This window comes from Methylacidiphilum infernorum V4, from assembly GCF_000019665.1.
Classification (GTDB): Bacteria; Verrucomicrobiota; Verrucomicrobiia; order Methylacidiphilales; family Methylacidiphilaceae; genus Methylacidiphilum; species Methylacidiphilum infernorum.
The window spans coordinates 1,684,457-1,700,552 of the sequence record NC_010794.1 but is presented as its reverse complement, the minus strand read 5'-3'; the positions used below and the strand labels follow the sequence as shown (position 1 = coordinate 1,700,552).

Sequence of the window (16,096 nt, the reverse complement as noted above, 5' to 3'; positions counted from 1 at the left end):
CCGCTGCTTTAATCCTTCCCAGAGCCCAATTCCCTTAATAAACATCTTTGCGATAACGTTTTTGTTCCTTGGCCAAGACAACATTAATGTAATGGCTTGCTTCTTGCTGGGACATTCTTCCTTCCTCCATGGCTATCTCGATGAGTGTTTGATGAACATCTTTAGCCATTCGTTTCGCATCTCCGCAAACATAGACATAGGCTCCCCTTTGTAACCAACCCCACAGGTCTTTTGAAGCCGCTTTCATTTTGTGTTGCACGTAAATTTTGTAGGATTGATCCCTGGAAAAAGCGGTATCCAGCCGGGTTAAGATCCCTTGATTTAACCAGTTAAGCAGTTCTTCGTGGTAAAGAAAATCCGTCTTTTGGTGTTGCTCTCCAAAGAAAAGCCAATTTTTTCCCCGGTGTCCCGCTGCCGTCCTGTGTTGGAGAAAAGCGCGGAAAGGGGCTATTCCCGTTCCCGGTCCGATCATGATAATGTCCGCTGAAGGATCTTCAGGGAGATGAAAGTGTTTTGCGGGTTGGTTGTAAACGGGGATTTCTTTAACTCCTATCTTGGCGAATCTACTCAGGTAGCCTGTGGCCACCCCGTACCTCATTCTTCCGGCTACCTTGTAGCTTACCACGGCAACGGTTAAATGCACTTCTTCGGGAAACAGGAGTGGAGAAGAAGCAATGGAGTAAAGCCGGGGGACCATTCGACCCAATGAAGAAACCAGTTCATCGGGATTAAAAGAAATACCCGGGTATTCTTCTAAAAGATCCAGGTAATCTTTGCCCCATAAATAAGATTCGAGCTCTTTTTCATTTTGCAGGATCTCTTCGAGTCTTTTCCTTGCAAAAGCAGAAGAGACTTTTTGCTGCAATAGTTGCACGAATTTCTTGGTCACCCGTGTGAGGACGACATGTTTCGAGAGAAATTCTTTTAGGGAAATTTTGGCATTTTGAGAGGTAACCTGTTCTTCAGGTTCAAGGGATAGAGCCTGGAGCATCGCCTCGACAATATAAGGAGGATTAGAAGGGAAGATCCCTAGAGAATCTCCAACTTGATAACTAATGCCGCTTCCCCTGATATCGATGACGATATGCCGGGTCTCTTTTTCTGAGCCTTCTTTTGTAAGCGGAAAGTTGGCGGTTATAGAGGCAAGATAGGGATTGGCCCTGCTTACCCCATGACTTTTAGCTTGTTCGGACTTGGAATCTGTCATAGACAAAAAATAAAATTACAAGAAAGCTTATTCTATATATTTTTTTAATCCCTTCAATCCTAGTTTCCTTTTATGGCTATTTTTCAATTTAAGCCTATATACAAGAAGAAAATATGGGGAGGAGGCCGTCTAAAGTTTTTTTCGGCAAAACATAATCATCAACAGCTGACCGAAGTTGGAGAGGTTTGGGAACTTGTAGATAGGAAAGAGGAACGCAGCGAGCTGGAAGTTCCTTGCGGATCCATGAATAATCTCCATGAGCTTTGGTTAAACAAAAGAGAGGAGATATTCGGGAAAAAATCTCCTGCTGGATCTCACTTTCCCTTGATCATCAAGATCCTGGATTGCCGCCTGCCGACCAGCATTCAAGTGCACCCGGATGAAAACACTGCAAAAATCCATGGCTGGGAAAAGAAAACAGAGTTTTGGTTTTTCTTGGATACCGCTCCCGGTTCTTTTGTTTATCTCGGATTCAAGGAACGGCTCTTTCCAGGCCAATTAGCATCGGTCATCGGCAAAAAAGAGATTATTAAGTATATAAATGCGATTCCAACTTCTCGTTCTCATGGGCTATTAGTCCACTCAGGCCAAGTCCATGCCATTGGTGGAGGCAATCTCATTCTTGAAATCCAGGAAAATTCGGATACAACGTTTCGGATTTACGATTGGGAAAGAAAGGGCGGGGACGGACACCCCCGGCCTATACACGACCGGGAAGCCATGCATTCTCTATCGCTTTTCCCTTACACCCCAAGGCTTCTTCCTCCAGAAGAAATCTCCATTATAGAAAAAAGTTTTGCCCTCAAGAGAATTGAGCTTGGTCCTGGCCAATCCTTGCTTCATCTCATCGATGAAGATTCTTTTATGTATTTCTTTTTTTGCGAGGGAAAGCTGCTCGTCGAAAAAAAGCTCTATGAAAAGGGACAGGCCCTCTTGGTCTCGGCAGACCATGGACCACTCAAAATTACCGGGATAGATAAGAAAAACGAGATCGTCGCCGTATATTTTCCTTGAATGGGAAAAGTTTGTTCTTTTTTATCTTTCTTAGCTTTTGCTGGACAACTATGCCGAAGGATAGGATCTTTGGTAAGTAGAAGCGAAGAAGGATGGAATAAAAATATTATTGGTGTTGGTTTTTCTATAAAAGAAAATGCGATTTCGGTGATAGACCATTCGACAAAAACCCGTCCCCTATTTTGGATTGGTACCTCGGGGTGGAATTACCAAGAGTGGAAAGGATCTTTTTATCCCGAAGGGCTATCGCCCTCCCATTGGCTTGATTATTATTCCAAGGTTTTCAACACGGTTGAAATCAACGCTACTTTTTATAGAACTTTTCCCAAGGTGACTTATGAACGCTGGGCTAAGAGGGTGCCGGACGGATTCCACTTTGTTTTGAAAGTCCCCCGAACCATTAGCCATTTGCGTCTATTAGAAGATGTAAAGGAGTTGATTTTGCATTTTTGCGAAGTTTCCTCGGCCCTGGGGAATAAAATGGGACTTTATTTGTTGCAGCTTTCCCCAAAATTTCCCCTCGATCAAAAGAGACTGGAACAAGCCTTGGATGCTTTTCCGGATCCTTCCAAGGTGGCCGTGGAATTCCGGACAAAGAAGGATGTATCCTTTCTTTTAGACCTTTTAGAAACTAAAAAAGCGGTATACTGTATCGCTGACTCACCCTTGGTCAGGATGCAGCCCATCCTCACCTCAACTATAGGCTATATCAGGCTTCATGGAAGAAAGCAGTGGTTCTATCATTTTTACACTCCCGGTGAAATTGATGAAATACTCACCACGGCTAGGAAGCTGGTGGAGAAAGGGGCCAAGGAAGTCTACATCTTTTTTAATAATACGGCAATGGGGTGGGCGGCTGAAAATGCCCTGACCGTCAAAAAATCTATTGAAGGATAGGATCCCGTTGAGATCACATCGAGGCTTAACAAGAAGCGCTTTTAAAGTTCGACCCTATTTTCAAGATAAAGAAAAGAACAAAAAGAAAAAAACCAGTAAAAGGGTAGAAAAGGAATAGTCTTTGTTTTAAATTGTATAAAAAAATGCCTTATAGAGTTTTTCGTGATAGGAAAGAAGCGGGCAGGCTCTTGGCCGAAGAGCTTCTCGAATATGGGGGCAAGCCGGATGTGGTTGTCTTGGCTTTACCTCGGGGGGGCGTGGAAATCGGTTTTGTCATTTCCCAGGTTCTTAAGCTTCCCTTGGACATATTTGTTGTAAGGAAAATTGGGGTTCCTTGGCAACAGGAGCTGGCCATGGGGGCTATTGCTTCCGGAGGAATCCAGGTATTAAATCAGTCGGTGATCAACTCTTTAAATATTGATGAAGAAACCATTCGGGAAGCAACTGCTAGAGAACTCCAGGAATTGCATAGGAGAGAGAACCTTTATCGGAGAGAACTTCCCGCCCTATCCATAGAGAATAAAAGAATAATTTTAGTAGACGATGGCATAGCTACCGGTTCGACCGTGAGAGCAGCCGTTGCAGCTATAAGAAAATTATCGCCAAAAGAAATCGTTGTTGCTGTTCCCGTAGCTCCGCCACCTGTGTACAACGAAATGAAAAAAATTGCCGACAAGCTGATCATATTGATGACTCCAGAAGGGTTTGTGGGAGTTGGCCAGTGGTATGAAAATTTCAGCCAACTCTCCGATTGGGATGTTTGTTCGATGCTGAGGGAGTCCCGGAAGGAAACCCCTGGGAAAGGCCATGAAGTATTAACCAATTCCTGACTTTTATCCCCATCGGCTATGTTTGATAAAAACTTAGAGAGACAATTCAAGGTTGTTTCCCCTTTTGAACCCTGTGGAGATCAAGGAAAAGCCATAGATGAGCTTTCTCGTGGAATTAAGGCTGGAAAGAAACATCAAGTGCTCCTTGGGGTAACAGGATCGGGAAAAACTTTTACCATTGCCAAATGTATAGAAAAAGTGCAAAAACCCACCTTGGTCATTTGTCACAATAAGACTCTGGCAGCTCAACTATACAGCGAGTATAAACAATTTTTCCCCGATTCCGCCGTTGAATATTTTGTGTCCTATTTCGATTATTACCAACCCGAAGCTTACATACCGAGCACAGACACCTACATTGAAAAAGATTCGAGCGTCAACACCGAAATTGAAAGACTACGGCTTTCGGCAACAAACTCCCTATTGACACGGAGGGATGTGATCGTGGTTGCCAGTGTTTCCTGTATTTATGGTTTAGGATCTCCTGAGGATTACGAGAGCTTGTGTTGCCAGGTAGAGGTTGGACAGAATATATCCAGGAATCAGTTTTTAGCCATGCTCGTGGAGATGCTTTATGAAAGAAACGATTTGCAGTTAACTCGAGGTAAGTTTCGAGTAAGAGGAGATGTGGTTGAAATCTGCCACGTATCCCCGGATCGAGGGCTTAGGATAGAATTTTTTGGAGATCGGATCGATCGAATTACTGAATTTGAATTACTGACGGGAAGGAGCTTATGTAGGCTCCAAAAAGAATTGATATTTCCGGCAAGCCACTTTGTGACCACGTCTGAAAAATTAAAAAGGGCGATTGGGTCGATTAGGCGTGAACTTGACGAACGCATAGCGGAACTGGAGTCTAAAGGAAAGTTGTTGGAGGCTCAAAGATTGAGGTTGAGGACGGAGAACGACCTTGAAATGCTTGAAGAGCTGGGTTTTTGCAACGGCATAGAGAATTACAGTCGGCATTTAAGCGGGAGGCCTGCCGGTTCAGCTCCTTATACTTTGCTTGATTTTTTTCCTGAAGATTTTTTGACCGTCATAGATGAAAGTCATGCGACCATTCCCCAGATACAAGGGATGTATGAAGGAGATATGTCTAGGAAAAGGACCCTCGTTGAGCATGGCTTTAGATTGCCTTCTGCCTTGGATAACAGGCCGTTGTCATTTTCCGAGTTTGAGGCTAAAATCGGGCAGGTGATTTATGTTTCGGCTACTCCTGGAGAATATGAATTGAGACAGACCGGCGGCCAAGTGATTGAACAAATTATCAGGCCTACCGGATTATTGGATCCTGAAGTTGAGGTTCGCCCTCTTGAAGGACAGATTGACGACGTAATTAAAGAAAGCTCCAGGCGGATCAAAGAAGGACAAAGGGTGCTCGTACTTACCCTGACGAAGCAGACGGCCGAGGATTTATCGGATTATCTTAGAGAACTCGGTTTTAAAGTACGTTATCTTCATTCCGAACTCGACGCTATAGAAAGGGTGGAAATATTACGTGGACTAAGGGCAGGGGATTTTGATGTTCTTGTAGGGATAAATCTCTTGAGAGAGGGGCTGGACCTGCCGGAAGTTTCTTTAGTGTGCATTCTTGACGCAGACAAGGAGGGATATTTAAGGTCCGAAAAATCCCTTATCCAGATTGCCGGAAGAGCTGCCCGTCATGAGAAGGGCAAAGTCATTCTTTATGCTGACGTCATGACCCAATCCATTAAAAAGCTCATCGCCGTGACCAATTATCGGAGAGCCAAGCAGCTACAGTATAACGAGGAGCATGGCGTCACTCCAAGGGGTGTCCGAGCAAAGGAATTGGTCAGCCTGCATGGACTGATAAGATCGGAAGAAAAAGAAATTGTCCACTTTAAAGATACCCAGGCTAAAATGGATTACATGGAGTTGATAAAGGAATTGGGTGCGGCGATGATCGAGGCTTCTGCAAAACTGGAATTTGAAAAGGCTGCTCTTTTCCGTGATCAAATTGAAGAGTTGAAAAGAAGATTGAAAGGGGAAAAAGATCCCCAAGCTGATTTTACTCCTATTCCCTTGGGGAAAAGAGGAAAGAAACGAAGCAAAAAAGTACTCAAGCAAGGGTAAAGAAGAGGGGGGAAAGCTTGCAAAGGAGATCTCTTTAGAATGGACTTTTATCTCTAACTTTAAGAAGATGCAATAACTGGAGAAAGGCAAATATATGGAATTCTTTGACGATCGGAACAGAACACCCGTTTACAAAAGAATTCTTTTAAAGCTCAGCGGGGAGGTATTATCAGGTGAGTCTGAACATTTGGATCTGGATGTAGCCCGCAAGATCGCCCAACAGATTGCCGAAATTTATAGTTTAGGGGTGGGCATTGGGATCGTTATTGGCGGTGGAAACATATGGAGGGGTTCAATGGCTGCCCATTCAGAATTTTTGGATAGACCAACCGCCGATTACATGGGAATGCTCGCTACAATTATCAACGGACTGGCTTTGCAAGGAGCGCTCGAACACCTGGGCATTCCCACTCGAGTACAGACGGCCATCGAAGTGAAAAATGTAGCCGAGCCGTTCATCCGGAGAAGGGCAATAAGACATTTAGAAAAGGGCAGGATCGTTATTTTCGTGGCGGGAACAGGGAACCCTTTTTTTTCAACGGATACCGCGGCCGCATTAAGAGCGAGCGAAATCGAGGCGCAGGTTATTCTCAAAGCCACAAAAGTTGAAGGGGTCTATGATAGTGATCCCAAGATTAACCCTATGGCAAAACGATATGAGCATTTAACCTATCTTGATGCGATCCAAAATAGGCTGACCATCATGGATTCGACAGCCTTCTCTTTGTGCATGGATAATCGCATCCCGATAGTGGTTTTCGACATGTTCAAGCCGGGCAATCTCAAGGCCGTGATTTTTGGAGCCCCGGTGGGAACCTTGGTTTCCGACCGTCAAAAAAGCCAAATAAGAAGATAGAGTATGTTTTTTTCTTCTTTATTATAATGTTGAAATATTGAATCCTCAAGTTACATAAAGGGTGAGTAATTATGAGTATCGAAGATGTCTTACTGGAGGCTGAGGAAAAAATGGAAAAGGCGGTTGAGAAAACTCGCCAGGAACTCGCTTCCTTGCGTTCCGGGAAAGCCCATCCGGAAATACTCTCCAATGTATCCGTTGAAGCTTACGAGACCCACATGAAATTAAAGGACCTGGCAGCGATTACAGCTCCAGATGCGAACTTGCTTATTGTTCAGCCTTGGGACCTGACCCTGGTTGACTCGATTCGTAAAGCGATAGAAGAATCGAAATTGGGTTTAAATCCTATCGTGGATGCCAAATTAATAAGGATTCCTATTCCTCCTTTATCCGAGGAAAGGAGGCTGGAACTGATAAGGGTAGCCAGGAAGATTTCTGAGGAAGGCAGGGTGGGGATTAGGGCTGTGCGGCGTCATTGCTTGGAAGAACTGAAAAAGCTTGAAAAAGAAGCCCATCTTAGCGAAGATGAGCTTGAGCGGGCGGAAAAAGAAATCCAAAAACTCACCGATGAGTATATAGAAAAGATAGATCGTATCCTGGCTGCAAAAGAAAAGGATCTCATGAAAGTGTAGTCCTATGGCTGAAAAAAAGATTCTCATGATCGTTGGAGATTTTGCCGAAGATTACGAAGTCATGGTTCCCTTCCAGTTTCTTTGTGGAATAGGCCATAAGGTGGACGCCGTCTGTCCCGGTAAAACCAAAGGGCAGAAGATCGCTACGGCCATTCATGATTTTGAGACAGAACAGACCTATTCTGAAAAAAGGGGACATTCTTTTGTCTTGAATGCGGATTTTGAAAAAGTGGCCGCCCCGGAATACGACGCCCTTGTTCTCCCTGGTGGCCGTGCCCCGGAATATCTGCGCCTTTATCCAAAAGTCATTGAAATGGTCCGTCATTTTTTTGAGCAGAAAAAACCCGTAGCAGCCATCTGTCATGGCATACAGTTGCTCACGGCGGCAAAAGTGCTTTCGGGTTATCGGCTTACGGCTTATCCTGCAGTGGGGCCGGAGGTAAACTTGAGCGGGGCCGAGTATGTTTCGGTGGATTTTGAGGATGCACTCCTCGATAAGAACCTTGTTACGGCTCCGGGTTGGCCGGCTCATCCCAAGTGGCTATCCCTTTTCCTCTCCCTTTTAGGGACAAAAGTTTATCCTTGAGAAGAAAATAAGTCACAGAAGCCCGATTCTTATTCTTTTTTTAAACGGTTAGGCCAGTAGCGTTCGATTTCGAGGTTGAGGGAAGAATAAGCCTCGGGAAGGTCTTCACCGACAACCAGGCATGATGATATTTCTCCAACAGCGGGTGAAGTTTCTATACCTGAACCCCCGAGTGCAGCTACCCAGAAAAAACCTGCTTTATCTGGATCAAACCCGATGACGGGAATCTCGTCCTTGACAAAAGAGCGGAGCCCCGCCCATTTCCTGTTTATCTTTTGGATTTTAAGCGTAGTAGCCTTTTCTATCCTCTTTTGAGCCAGCAGGCAGTCGGATTCGTTCGGCTTTGCATCACAAGGTAGGGAGGGAGTTTGATCAGCTGGAGAGGCCAATATTTCATTGTGGTGGGGTTTGAAATAAAATTCTTCGCCGATTTCGATAACCATAGGCCAATCGGAAAAGGAAAGAGGGGAAGGGGGCTCGAACGTAATCACGGTCCTTTTTTTGGGAATAATGCCTAGAGGGGGTATGGAAGCTAACTTGGCTATTTCATCGGCCCAGGCTCCCGCAGCATTGACAAGGATTCTCCCCTCGAAAAGCTCTTTACCGGCTTCCACTCTCCAGTATACTTGTTGCTTTTCAATATTTCTTACCGGGGCATTGAAATAAATTTTCCCCCCTTTTTGGACCACTCCTTTGAGGTATCCATTGAGGAGGTCGGGTTGATGGATATCCTTTCCGGCCGTTTCAAGAACGGCTCCCCCTTCCACGGATTCCCTTTTCAAGATAGGAACGATATCGAGGGCTTTTTCGGGGGTGATTTTCTCAAGAGAAAGCTCAGGGGCTTGGTTTTGTAGAAACCATTTTTCTAAAAGCTCTTTTTTTTCTCTTCTCGCAATAAATAAAGCATTTCGGGGAGTAGTAAGGGGATAAGTAAAAGGCTCCGGCGGGGATTCGAAGAACTTTTTACTTGCACGGGTAAGGGCTCTGACAAGGGGCAGCCCGTGACTACCCCTGTAAAAAACCGCCGATCTTCCCGTGGAGTGATAACCCGGGCAAGCCTCTTTCTCCAAGATAATGACGGAAAGTCCCTTTTGTGCAAGGTGAAACCCGGCCGTTGCTCCGGCAATGCCTGCCCCAATAATGATACAGTCCGCTTTTTCCATAATAGCAGATTATTTTCCCAATTATGAAAAGCAATTCAACACCGTAGAAAAAAAGAGACAATTTCTTTACAAGGTATTCACTTGTTTATCGTTGTCGATCTTATAAAAATAAAAGGGGAATAATTCGGAAAGCAGGATGGGATAAACTTGAAGATATTTTTTCATTTCTTTTCTTTTTATTGTTTCTTGTGGTTTTCTTCTGTTGCTTATTCGAAATCGAGCTCCTTCTGGGTATCCGAGCCGGTAGAACCCGCTGATGGGGTGATCGTTTATGGTTGGGGGTTTGTTCCTAAAGAAGAGGTATTGCTTTGGTCCGTCCCCGACGACGATCCTAAAACCGGCTATGTACCTTTTTCTTTTCCCAATGAAAAAAAAGTTTCACTTAGCCCGATCCAGGTATCTGAACAGTCTATAAAATTTGAGATTCCTGCCGTTTTCCCCCCGGGAATCTTCGGAGTAGAGATTGCCGAAAATCGGTTTTTGATCAATCGGCCGCAAATAGAATGGTGCCAGCCAAGCAGGCTGCTTCCCGGCTTAAAACAAGATGAAGCCTATCCAGGATCGGAGTTGTGTCTCATCGGTCGCAATATTCTTTTATCTCCAGAAGACGTTCAAAAATTGAAGGTCATGGTTGTTCCCAAAAAAGGGACTCAACCTACATTTCTTGAAACCCTTGAAGCCGAAAAATACTGCTGCCGGGTTAAAATCCCTGAAACATTGCCCGTGGGAGAATACGATCTATTCATTCATAACGGCCATGGAGGGCAATCCGGTTGGAGTGAAGCCTTCCTGCTCCGGGTTGTTAATCCCACGGCATGGCCATCCAAGATTTTCAATATTAAAGAATATGGGGCAAAAGGAGACGGCCTAAGTGATGATTCAGAAGCTTTGCGGAAGGTCTTGAAGGCGGCGGAGTCCAACGGGGGAGGGATAGTCTACATTCCAGCAGGAACATACAAGGTAGGAGGGAGTTTCTTCATTCCCCCAAAGACTTTAATAGAAGGAGATGGAACGGATTTCTCATGGTTAAATTGGCCTGAAAATGAACCCCATGGCGAGGAAGATTTCATTCCTGCTGCCCTTTTTTCTTCTGGACAGTTTGCCCTCGAAGAGTTGTCGATCAGGGTTAGGAATGCCAAGCGTGTCCTGGTCGATCGATCTGCCCTGGGTGACGAGGAACTTTTAGGCAATGCTAAAGATTGGGAAGATTTATCCCTTGTTTTTCAAGGAAAAATCCCTTTTTCTAAGGATCTTTCAGATGTATTCTTGCGCAATATCCGCATACAATTTCTCCCTTTCTATGGCTACCCCCATGGCTCTGTTGTCAACGGCCCCTTGTGGAAAATATTACGATGGGGGTTGGAGGGCGTGCCTGGAGTGGGTTTTTCACTCGCCCTAGGGAGTCTTGAGAATGTTGAGATTTCTGGCTGTGAGATTATCGGCTGCAGGCAGAGGGCTGTGCATTTAAAAAACGGCAGGATCACCCAAAATAGTTTTTATAACCCGATGGGCGCTTTTTGTTGGACCGAAATGGGCGGAGAAAGGCTATTTGTCGAAGATAACTGGTTTTCGGATGAATCGACTGTTTACAGGAGGCTTGCCCCCTTGAGGTTCATGTATGTTGCGCATAACCAGTTTTCTGAGTTTGGCCGCGGCAGTCGGCTGGCTTTGTCTATCGATCTTGGTTTTCCCATGGGGAAGAAAAAAACCGATCCTTTAGCCAAGATTCAACCTCTTAAAGCGACTATCGCGGGAACCGAGATTATTTTTAAAGAGGGAAATTTTGCCAAGGATTCTTTAGTGGACCAGCAGATACTCATCGTCGAGGAGGACAATAAAGAACCCCTACCCAGGAAAGTCATTGCCAATAGCGAACGGAAACTATCCCTTGATCAAGGAACTTCCTTGCCTTTAAATAAAGAGATAGCGGTTTATTTCCTTCCCTGGAGCAGTCCATTCGCGGCCCCTGTAGAGTCTTCTGAAGCATCGGAGACGAAAATATTGGGAAAAAATGTACTTCCCGGTCTTGTGGGGCTAGATGTCCTTGTTGTTTCGGGTAAAGGAGCCGGTCAACTGCGAAAGGTCACCGCTCAAAATTCCAATGCTATCCGCGTGGACAGGCCTTGGGATGTTCCTCCCGATTTTTCTAGTCTTTTGTTTTTTTATCAGTGGGAAGGAAAGTCGATTTTCTTCGAAAATCAGGCACAGGATTGCCGGTTTCTTTTCCCTTTAAGTGGCTTTGCCTACGACGTTCTATTCGATGGTAATCAACTGAGGCGATCCCAGGGATTAATCGCACAAGGAGGCTATTTCATCCAATGGCTTAACAATGTTTTGGACGTGGCCGTAAATTATCCTCTGGTTGAGAATAGAGAGCTTTTGCGGTCGAGGATAAAGAGCCCAGATTTTGGCACGCTGGGATTTCTTATAGATCAGAAAATGGGGGGTGCTACGATGGTCCCTTTCGAGACGATCCGGGGAGGAGTGATGAGGTCAAATCGCCTTGCCTTTGGACAGAGGATTGTTGTGGGCATAGACCACGGCGGGGAGAGTGCTTCCGCCCAGGCCGTGGTGGGGAAAGATCTGCTCATAGATCATAATTGGTTTGAACATGGGCCGGTGGGTATAGAGATAGGAGGAGGGATCCGACAAGCCGTAGTGAGGCGCAACCTCTATTTTGATGTTAAAGAGCCATTAAGGATCAAAGAAAAAAAAGAGATTGTTATAAAAGATTGACATTTTTGTCCGGCCAGGAAGAATTGAGCTGTCTTTTGTGTGTTTAAAAAGCACGGGGCATTCGTGGATAATTGTTTTGTTTTTATCTTGGCTGGAGGCAGTGGCGAACGGTTCTGGCCGATGAGCCGAGCCGATGCTCCAAAACACTTGATTCCTTTTTTTTCTGGGAAAACCCTGCTTGAAGAAACTATAGAGAGAGTAAAGGGCTTGGTTCCCGATGACAATCTCTACATTTTGACCAATAGCCACCAGCTCTCCTTGATCAAGAGGACGGTGCCCGGCTTTCCTCTCGAAAGAATCATTCCTGAGCCTGAAAAAAAGGACACCGCCGCTGCAGCTTCTTTAGCCGCAGCCATGGCGGCAAAGCATTCGGAAGAGGCCGTTGTTATTCTTCTGCCTGCGGATAGTAAAATAGAGAACAAAAAAGCATTCCAGCGCCAACTCCGTGCTTGTTTTGTCTTTGCCAAGGAGGAGCGGAGGATTGTAGCCTTTTCTATTCCTCCAAGATACCCGTCTACAGGCTTCGGTTACTTGAAACTGGATAAATCAAGCTATTTTCTAAAGGAAGATGAAAAATTTTTTCCTGTCGTCCGCTTTGTGGAAAAGCCGACCATGGAATATGCGCAAAGCTACGTAAAGGAAGGAAACTATGGGTGGAATGCCGGTTTATTCATATGGTCGGTTAAAACATTCCTGGATGAAACTTCTAGGTGGGCTCCTGCGTTCCACCAATTCATTCTTGATTATTTAAAGGATCCTTTCGGATGGAAAAATAAATTTATCGAGCTTCCCAGGATATCCATCGATTATGCCTTGATGGAAAAAACCGATAAAATATTTGCTATAGAAGCTAAATTCGATTGGGATGATCTCGGCAGTTGGATATCAGCGGCTTCATATCTAGAAAGCGACGAAAAAGGCAACAAGGTTAAAGGGAAAATTTGCGCTTATGAATCCGAAGAAAACATTGTTGTCTCCAATTCCAAATTAATCGCTTTATGCGGCGTCAAGGATCTTGTCGTTATTGAATCTGACCAGGCTATTCTTGTCTGTCCAAAAGATAAATTGCAGGAATTAAAGAAACTGTATTCTTTTTTACCTCCGGAGGTTAAATAGGAGCTTGAACAGTTGACTCGTTAGTAGATCTTTTTGCAGCAGGATTTGCTCGGTTTGTCGTGTTTATGCAGGAATCACCATGTGAAAATTTAGCATCAGAAAGAAGGATAACACGATGGAGTACATCATCACTGTAGAGAGGCTAGAGCTGGCCGCCGATATGCTATAGGCCTTCCCGACGCCGAGGGTTGAAAAGTTCGTGGGGTTGGTGCGCGACCAGTTTGACGGTTATATATTCCACGAGACGCGACCGCATTATAACCGTCTGAACGCAATTGAGGACGCCAAAGCCTAGCTACAAAGGGGCGGGTTCAAGCGGGTTTCTGAGACGACATGGTGCACGCCCGATTGATGTGCTAAAATGAGGCATAAATAAAAAGGCCGGCTGGTGCGTTAACACCCCCGGCTATGGTTAGCACGGTCGCAGCGTTCGGCAATCGAATGTGTACCAAATCAAGCTGCTCGCGTCAAAGCGCGGACGGTCCGTTTGTTTAGAGGGAGGTAGATGATGCCTGACAAACTGTACCTAACGGATGAAGAGCGAGCCTCCATCCTGGCAGCCCTGGAGGAATGGCATAAGACACCGGACTGCGTGTTGGACAGCTTCTATAATGAGCTCATAGCAAAACTATAGAGATCACATCCCGGTGCAGTTCTCCTAGCTGTAAGCAGAGACTTCCGGCGGTATTACCGGCAGACGCTCCGATCCTTGCTTGCGTGACCGGGAGGATGAGGCAGCACAGGGTTTGGAGGAGAAAGGACTGCGCAGGTGCTTGTAGGCAGGGAGCTGGCTTTCGAGATAATATTGCATGGTGGGGATGTTGGCGTGTCCCATGAGCTTTTGTATATCGTCGAACTGATAACCGGCCTCCTTGAGCCGATGGGCAAAGGCAGAGTTCGAGGTGTGGGAGTGGCGCGTTTGGAGATGCTGGCGGCACGGACAGCTGCGGTAATGGTCCTCTGAATGGCGCTGGAGTGGAGGTAATGCCGCTTAATCGCCAGGGTACAAGGGTTCACAGAGATATTGCACGCAGGGAAGACATATTGTCATGCTCAGGATCGATCGGTTGCCGGATACTTGCAGGCCAGGGCTGGGGACATGGAGGCCTGGGCATCGGGGTAAGCGTCGTAGAGGCGGCGCACCTGTTCCAGGTGGATACGGAGGCGTTGGCGGAAGTGCTCCTAGTCGTGAAGGAAGGTCACGCGGTCGCGGTTGGACTTGGTATCGCGGACGGTAACGAGTGAATTCTCAAGGTCGAGGTCCTGGATGGGCAGGCACAAACTTCCAGGAGGTACAGGCCTCTGTCATATAGGAAGCAGGCGACGAGATAGGGTGTGCTGTTCAATCGGGCCAGGATGTGCAGGCATTCGTCGTGGCTGAGATAGGGCTGGACATAGGTGGTTTTTCTGGCGCGGTGGGCATGCACATCGCCCAATGGGATGCCGAGGACTTCCTAGTAGGGGAATAGAAGGGCGGAGAGGGCCTGGTTTTGGGTGGAAGCGGAGACCTGCTCCACGGCAGTGAGATGGGTGAGGAAGGCTTCAACCTCTGGTTCGCCCATGGTAGAGGGGTGGCACAGTTTGTGGAAGCGGATGAAGCATTCGTACCTATGGAGATAGGCTATCTCAGTGCGGATGGAGTAGCCGCACAGGCGAATTGCCCCGCGGAGGCAGTCGGCAACTTTTTCTGTTGTGGCGTGATTTTTCCCTTTTGACAGCATTTTCTCCCTGGGATATGATATGGTCCACAGGTCTTGAGTCAACGGCGTGGCTCACGGCATAGCATAAAATAGAGAGTCACGCAAGATAAGATAGGAACTCAAGATGATTACAAGTTAGGCGGCTTTCCGGAAGAGTAGCAATTTCCTCCGAGAGAGGGTATAATTAGGACATGGGTTCGCCATAGTCGTAGGTAAGCCATGAGCTGTATGGTTGAGGAAACTGAATTCAGAATAGACCGGTTGCCTAAGGGTTTGCAGGATAAATTCCGTGAACTCTACTTGAAAGACGAAGGAAATGAACCGGTTCATTACTTGCGTCCCAACGAAATCTATTTGGGAGATGCTAGACAGCTACTGCCCCAAATAGAGCCTAATAGCATTGCTCTAAGCGTTTGGTCCCCACCCTATTTCTTTGGGAAAAAATATGAGGCACATTTGTCGTTTGAAGATTGGCAGAATCTCTTAAAAACGGTTATCCGCCTTCATTACCCAATAATCAAACCTGGAGGATTTTTAGTTATCAATATAGCTGATATTTTGGTCTTCAGGGACCCGTCTATACCTCGTATTCAAGCTGAAGCCGTAAACAGGAAGCGGTCACCTGTTACAAGAGAGGATGTATTGAGAGCTATGGCTGAACATCCTGACTATAACCGTTATCAGCTAGCCAAACTCCTTGGATGCAGCGAGCAAACTATAGACCGCCGACTTCATTCACGGCAACAATATACGAGGTGGAAAATATGAGTCACAAACTCGAATCAAGATTGTTGGAGGTCTTGTAGAGGAGTGGACATTGAGTACTGGGTTTTATCCGTATGATCGTCGGGTTTGGGTGAAAGATGCTGCTTGGGAAAACTCGCGGTGGGCAAGTCTCTCCTATCGGTCCGTAGACGAGTTTGAGTACTTGTATTTCTTCTGGAAACCGGGAATTACCAAGTTTGACAGGAAAAGACTCTCCGCCGACGAATGGAAGAATTGGGGTTCTAGGGGGGTATGGTATTTTCCCTCTGTAAGAGCGAATGACGATCATGAAGCCAAGTTCCCCGTAGAATTACCTACCAGAGTAATTCGATTACTTACTGACCCTGGTGATATTGTGCTTGATTGCTTTATGGGAAGCGGGACAACAGCAGTAGCTGCCATTCGCGAAAATCGGCAGTACATCGGGATAGAAATCCTGGAAAAATATGTGAACTTGGCACGCCAAAGAGTTTCAGCGGAAAATCCTGCGGAGAGGTGAC

The 16,096-nt window shown here is 46.0% G+C and carries 13 protein-coding genes and 2 pseudogenes; 11 read left to right on the top strand and 4 right to left on the bottom strand.

Annotated features, from left to right (window positions below):
* Window positions 1-34 precede the first annotated feature (34 nt).
* Window positions 35-1,207 carry a sulfite reductase subunit alpha gene (locus tag MINF_RS08055; protein WP_048810285.1) on the bottom strand — a complete coding sequence of 391 codons (1,173 nt, stop codon included), beginning with the start codon at window positions 1,205-1,207 and terminating at the stop codon, window positions 35-37.
* Window positions 1,208-1,279: 72 nt separating this feature from the next.
* On the opposite strand from MINF_RS08055, the gene MINF_RS08050 reads away from it, so the two are divergent.
* The 7 genes from MINF_RS08050 (at window position 1,280) to MINF_RS08020 (ending at window position 8,116) form a co-directional block, all read left to right on the top strand.
* Window positions 1,280-2,221, top strand: coding sequence for a type I phosphomannose isomerase catalytic subunit (locus MINF_RS08050; protein ID WP_012464154.1), 942 nt, complete (start codon window positions 1,280-1,282; stop codon window positions 2,219-2,221).
* 69 nt (window positions 2,222-2,290) lie between these two features.
* Window positions 2,291-3,118 carry a DUF72 domain-containing protein gene (locus tag MINF_RS08045; protein WP_238523469.1) on the top strand — a complete coding sequence of 276 codons (828 nt, stop codon included), beginning with the start codon at window positions 2,291-2,293 and terminating at the stop codon, window positions 3,116-3,118.
* Window positions 3,119-3,261: 143 nt separating this feature from the next.
* The gene (locus tag MINF_RS08040) at window positions 3,262-3,948 is read left to right on the top strand and encodes a phosphoribosyltransferase (RefSeq protein ID WP_048810284.1); all 687 of its coding nucleotides are present in this window, start codon (window positions 3,262-3,264) and stop codon (window positions 3,946-3,948) included.
* Between the two features lie 18 nt (window positions 3,949-3,966).
* Complete coding sequence (gene uvrB, locus MINF_RS08035) at window positions 3,967-6,042, top strand: excinuclease ABC subunit UvrB (protein ID WP_012464150.1); 2,076 nt, start codon at window positions 3,967-3,969, stop codon at window positions 6,040-6,042.
* A 94-nt stretch (window positions 6,043-6,136) separates the two neighbouring features.
* Window positions 6,137-6,898, top strand: coding sequence for a UMP kinase (gene pyrH, locus MINF_RS08030; RefSeq protein ID WP_012464149.1), 762 nt, complete (start codon window positions 6,137-6,139; stop codon window positions 6,896-6,898).
* Window positions 6,899-6,969: 71 nt separating this feature from the next.
* A complete protein-coding gene (gene frr / locus MINF_RS08025; protein ID WP_012464148.1) occupies window positions 6,970-7,530 on the top strand; it encodes a ribosome recycling factor in 561 nt (186 codons plus the stop codon).
* A gap of 4 nt (window positions 7,531-7,534) precedes the next feature.
* Window positions 7,535-8,116 carry a DJ-1/PfpI family protein gene (locus MINF_RS08020; protein WP_012464147.1) on the top strand — a complete coding sequence of 194 codons (582 nt, stop codon included), beginning with the start codon at window positions 7,535-7,537 and terminating at the stop codon, window positions 8,114-8,116.
* A gap of 29 nt (window positions 8,117-8,145) precedes the next feature.
* On the opposite strand, the gene MINF_RS08015 is transcribed toward MINF_RS08020, so the two are convergent.
* Window positions 8,146-9,279: an NAD(P)/FAD-dependent oxidoreductase gene (locus MINF_RS08015; protein ID WP_012464146.1), complete on the bottom strand. Its 1,134-nt coding sequence runs from the start codon at window positions 9,277-9,279 to the stop codon at window positions 8,146-8,148.
* A 147-nt stretch (window positions 9,280-9,426) separates the two neighbouring features.
* On the opposite strand from MINF_RS08015, the gene MINF_RS08010 reads away from it, so the two are divergent.
* From MINF_RS08010 to MINF_RS11870, 3 genes are all read left to right on the top strand, one after another.
* Entirely contained in the window at window positions 9,427-12,015 is a 2,589-nt protein-coding gene (locus MINF_RS08010; RefSeq protein WP_012464144.1) for a glycosyl hydrolase family 28-related protein, read from the top strand.
* A gap of 63 nt (window positions 12,016-12,078) precedes the next feature.
* Complete coding sequence (locus MINF_RS08005; protein ID WP_048810283.1) at window positions 12,079-13,131, top strand: mannose-1-phosphate guanylyltransferase; 1,053 nt, start codon at window positions 12,079-12,081, stop codon at window positions 13,129-13,131.
* Window positions 13,132-13,639: 508 nt separating this feature from the next.
* Window positions 13,640-13,765: a hypothetical protein gene (locus tag MINF_RS11870; protein ID WP_274377009.1), complete on the top strand. Its 126-nt coding sequence runs from the start codon at window positions 13,640-13,642 to the stop codon at window positions 13,763-13,765.
* Between the two features lie 24 nt (window positions 13,766-13,789).
* Here MINF_RS11870 and MINF_RS12000 read toward each other — a convergent pair.
* Both MINF_RS12000 and MINF_RS11995 read right to left on the bottom strand, forming a co-directional pair.
* Window positions 13,790-14,038 (bottom strand): annotated as a pseudogene (locus MINF_RS12000) (hypothetical protein); the annotation flags it as partial.
* Between the two features lie 547 nt (window positions 14,039-14,585).
* On the bottom strand, window positions 14,586-14,852 hold the full coding sequence (locus tag MINF_RS11995; RefSeq protein ID WP_079200440.1) for a phage integrase N-terminal SAM-like domain-containing protein: 267 nt from the start codon (window positions 14,850-14,852) through the stop codon (window positions 14,586-14,588).
* A gap of 198 nt (window positions 14,853-15,050) precedes the next feature.
* Here MINF_RS11995 and MINF_RS11990 point away from each other — a divergent pair.
* Window positions 15,051-16,095, top strand: a pseudogene (locus MINF_RS11990) (DNA-methyltransferase).
* Window position 16,096: the final 1 nt, after the last annotated feature.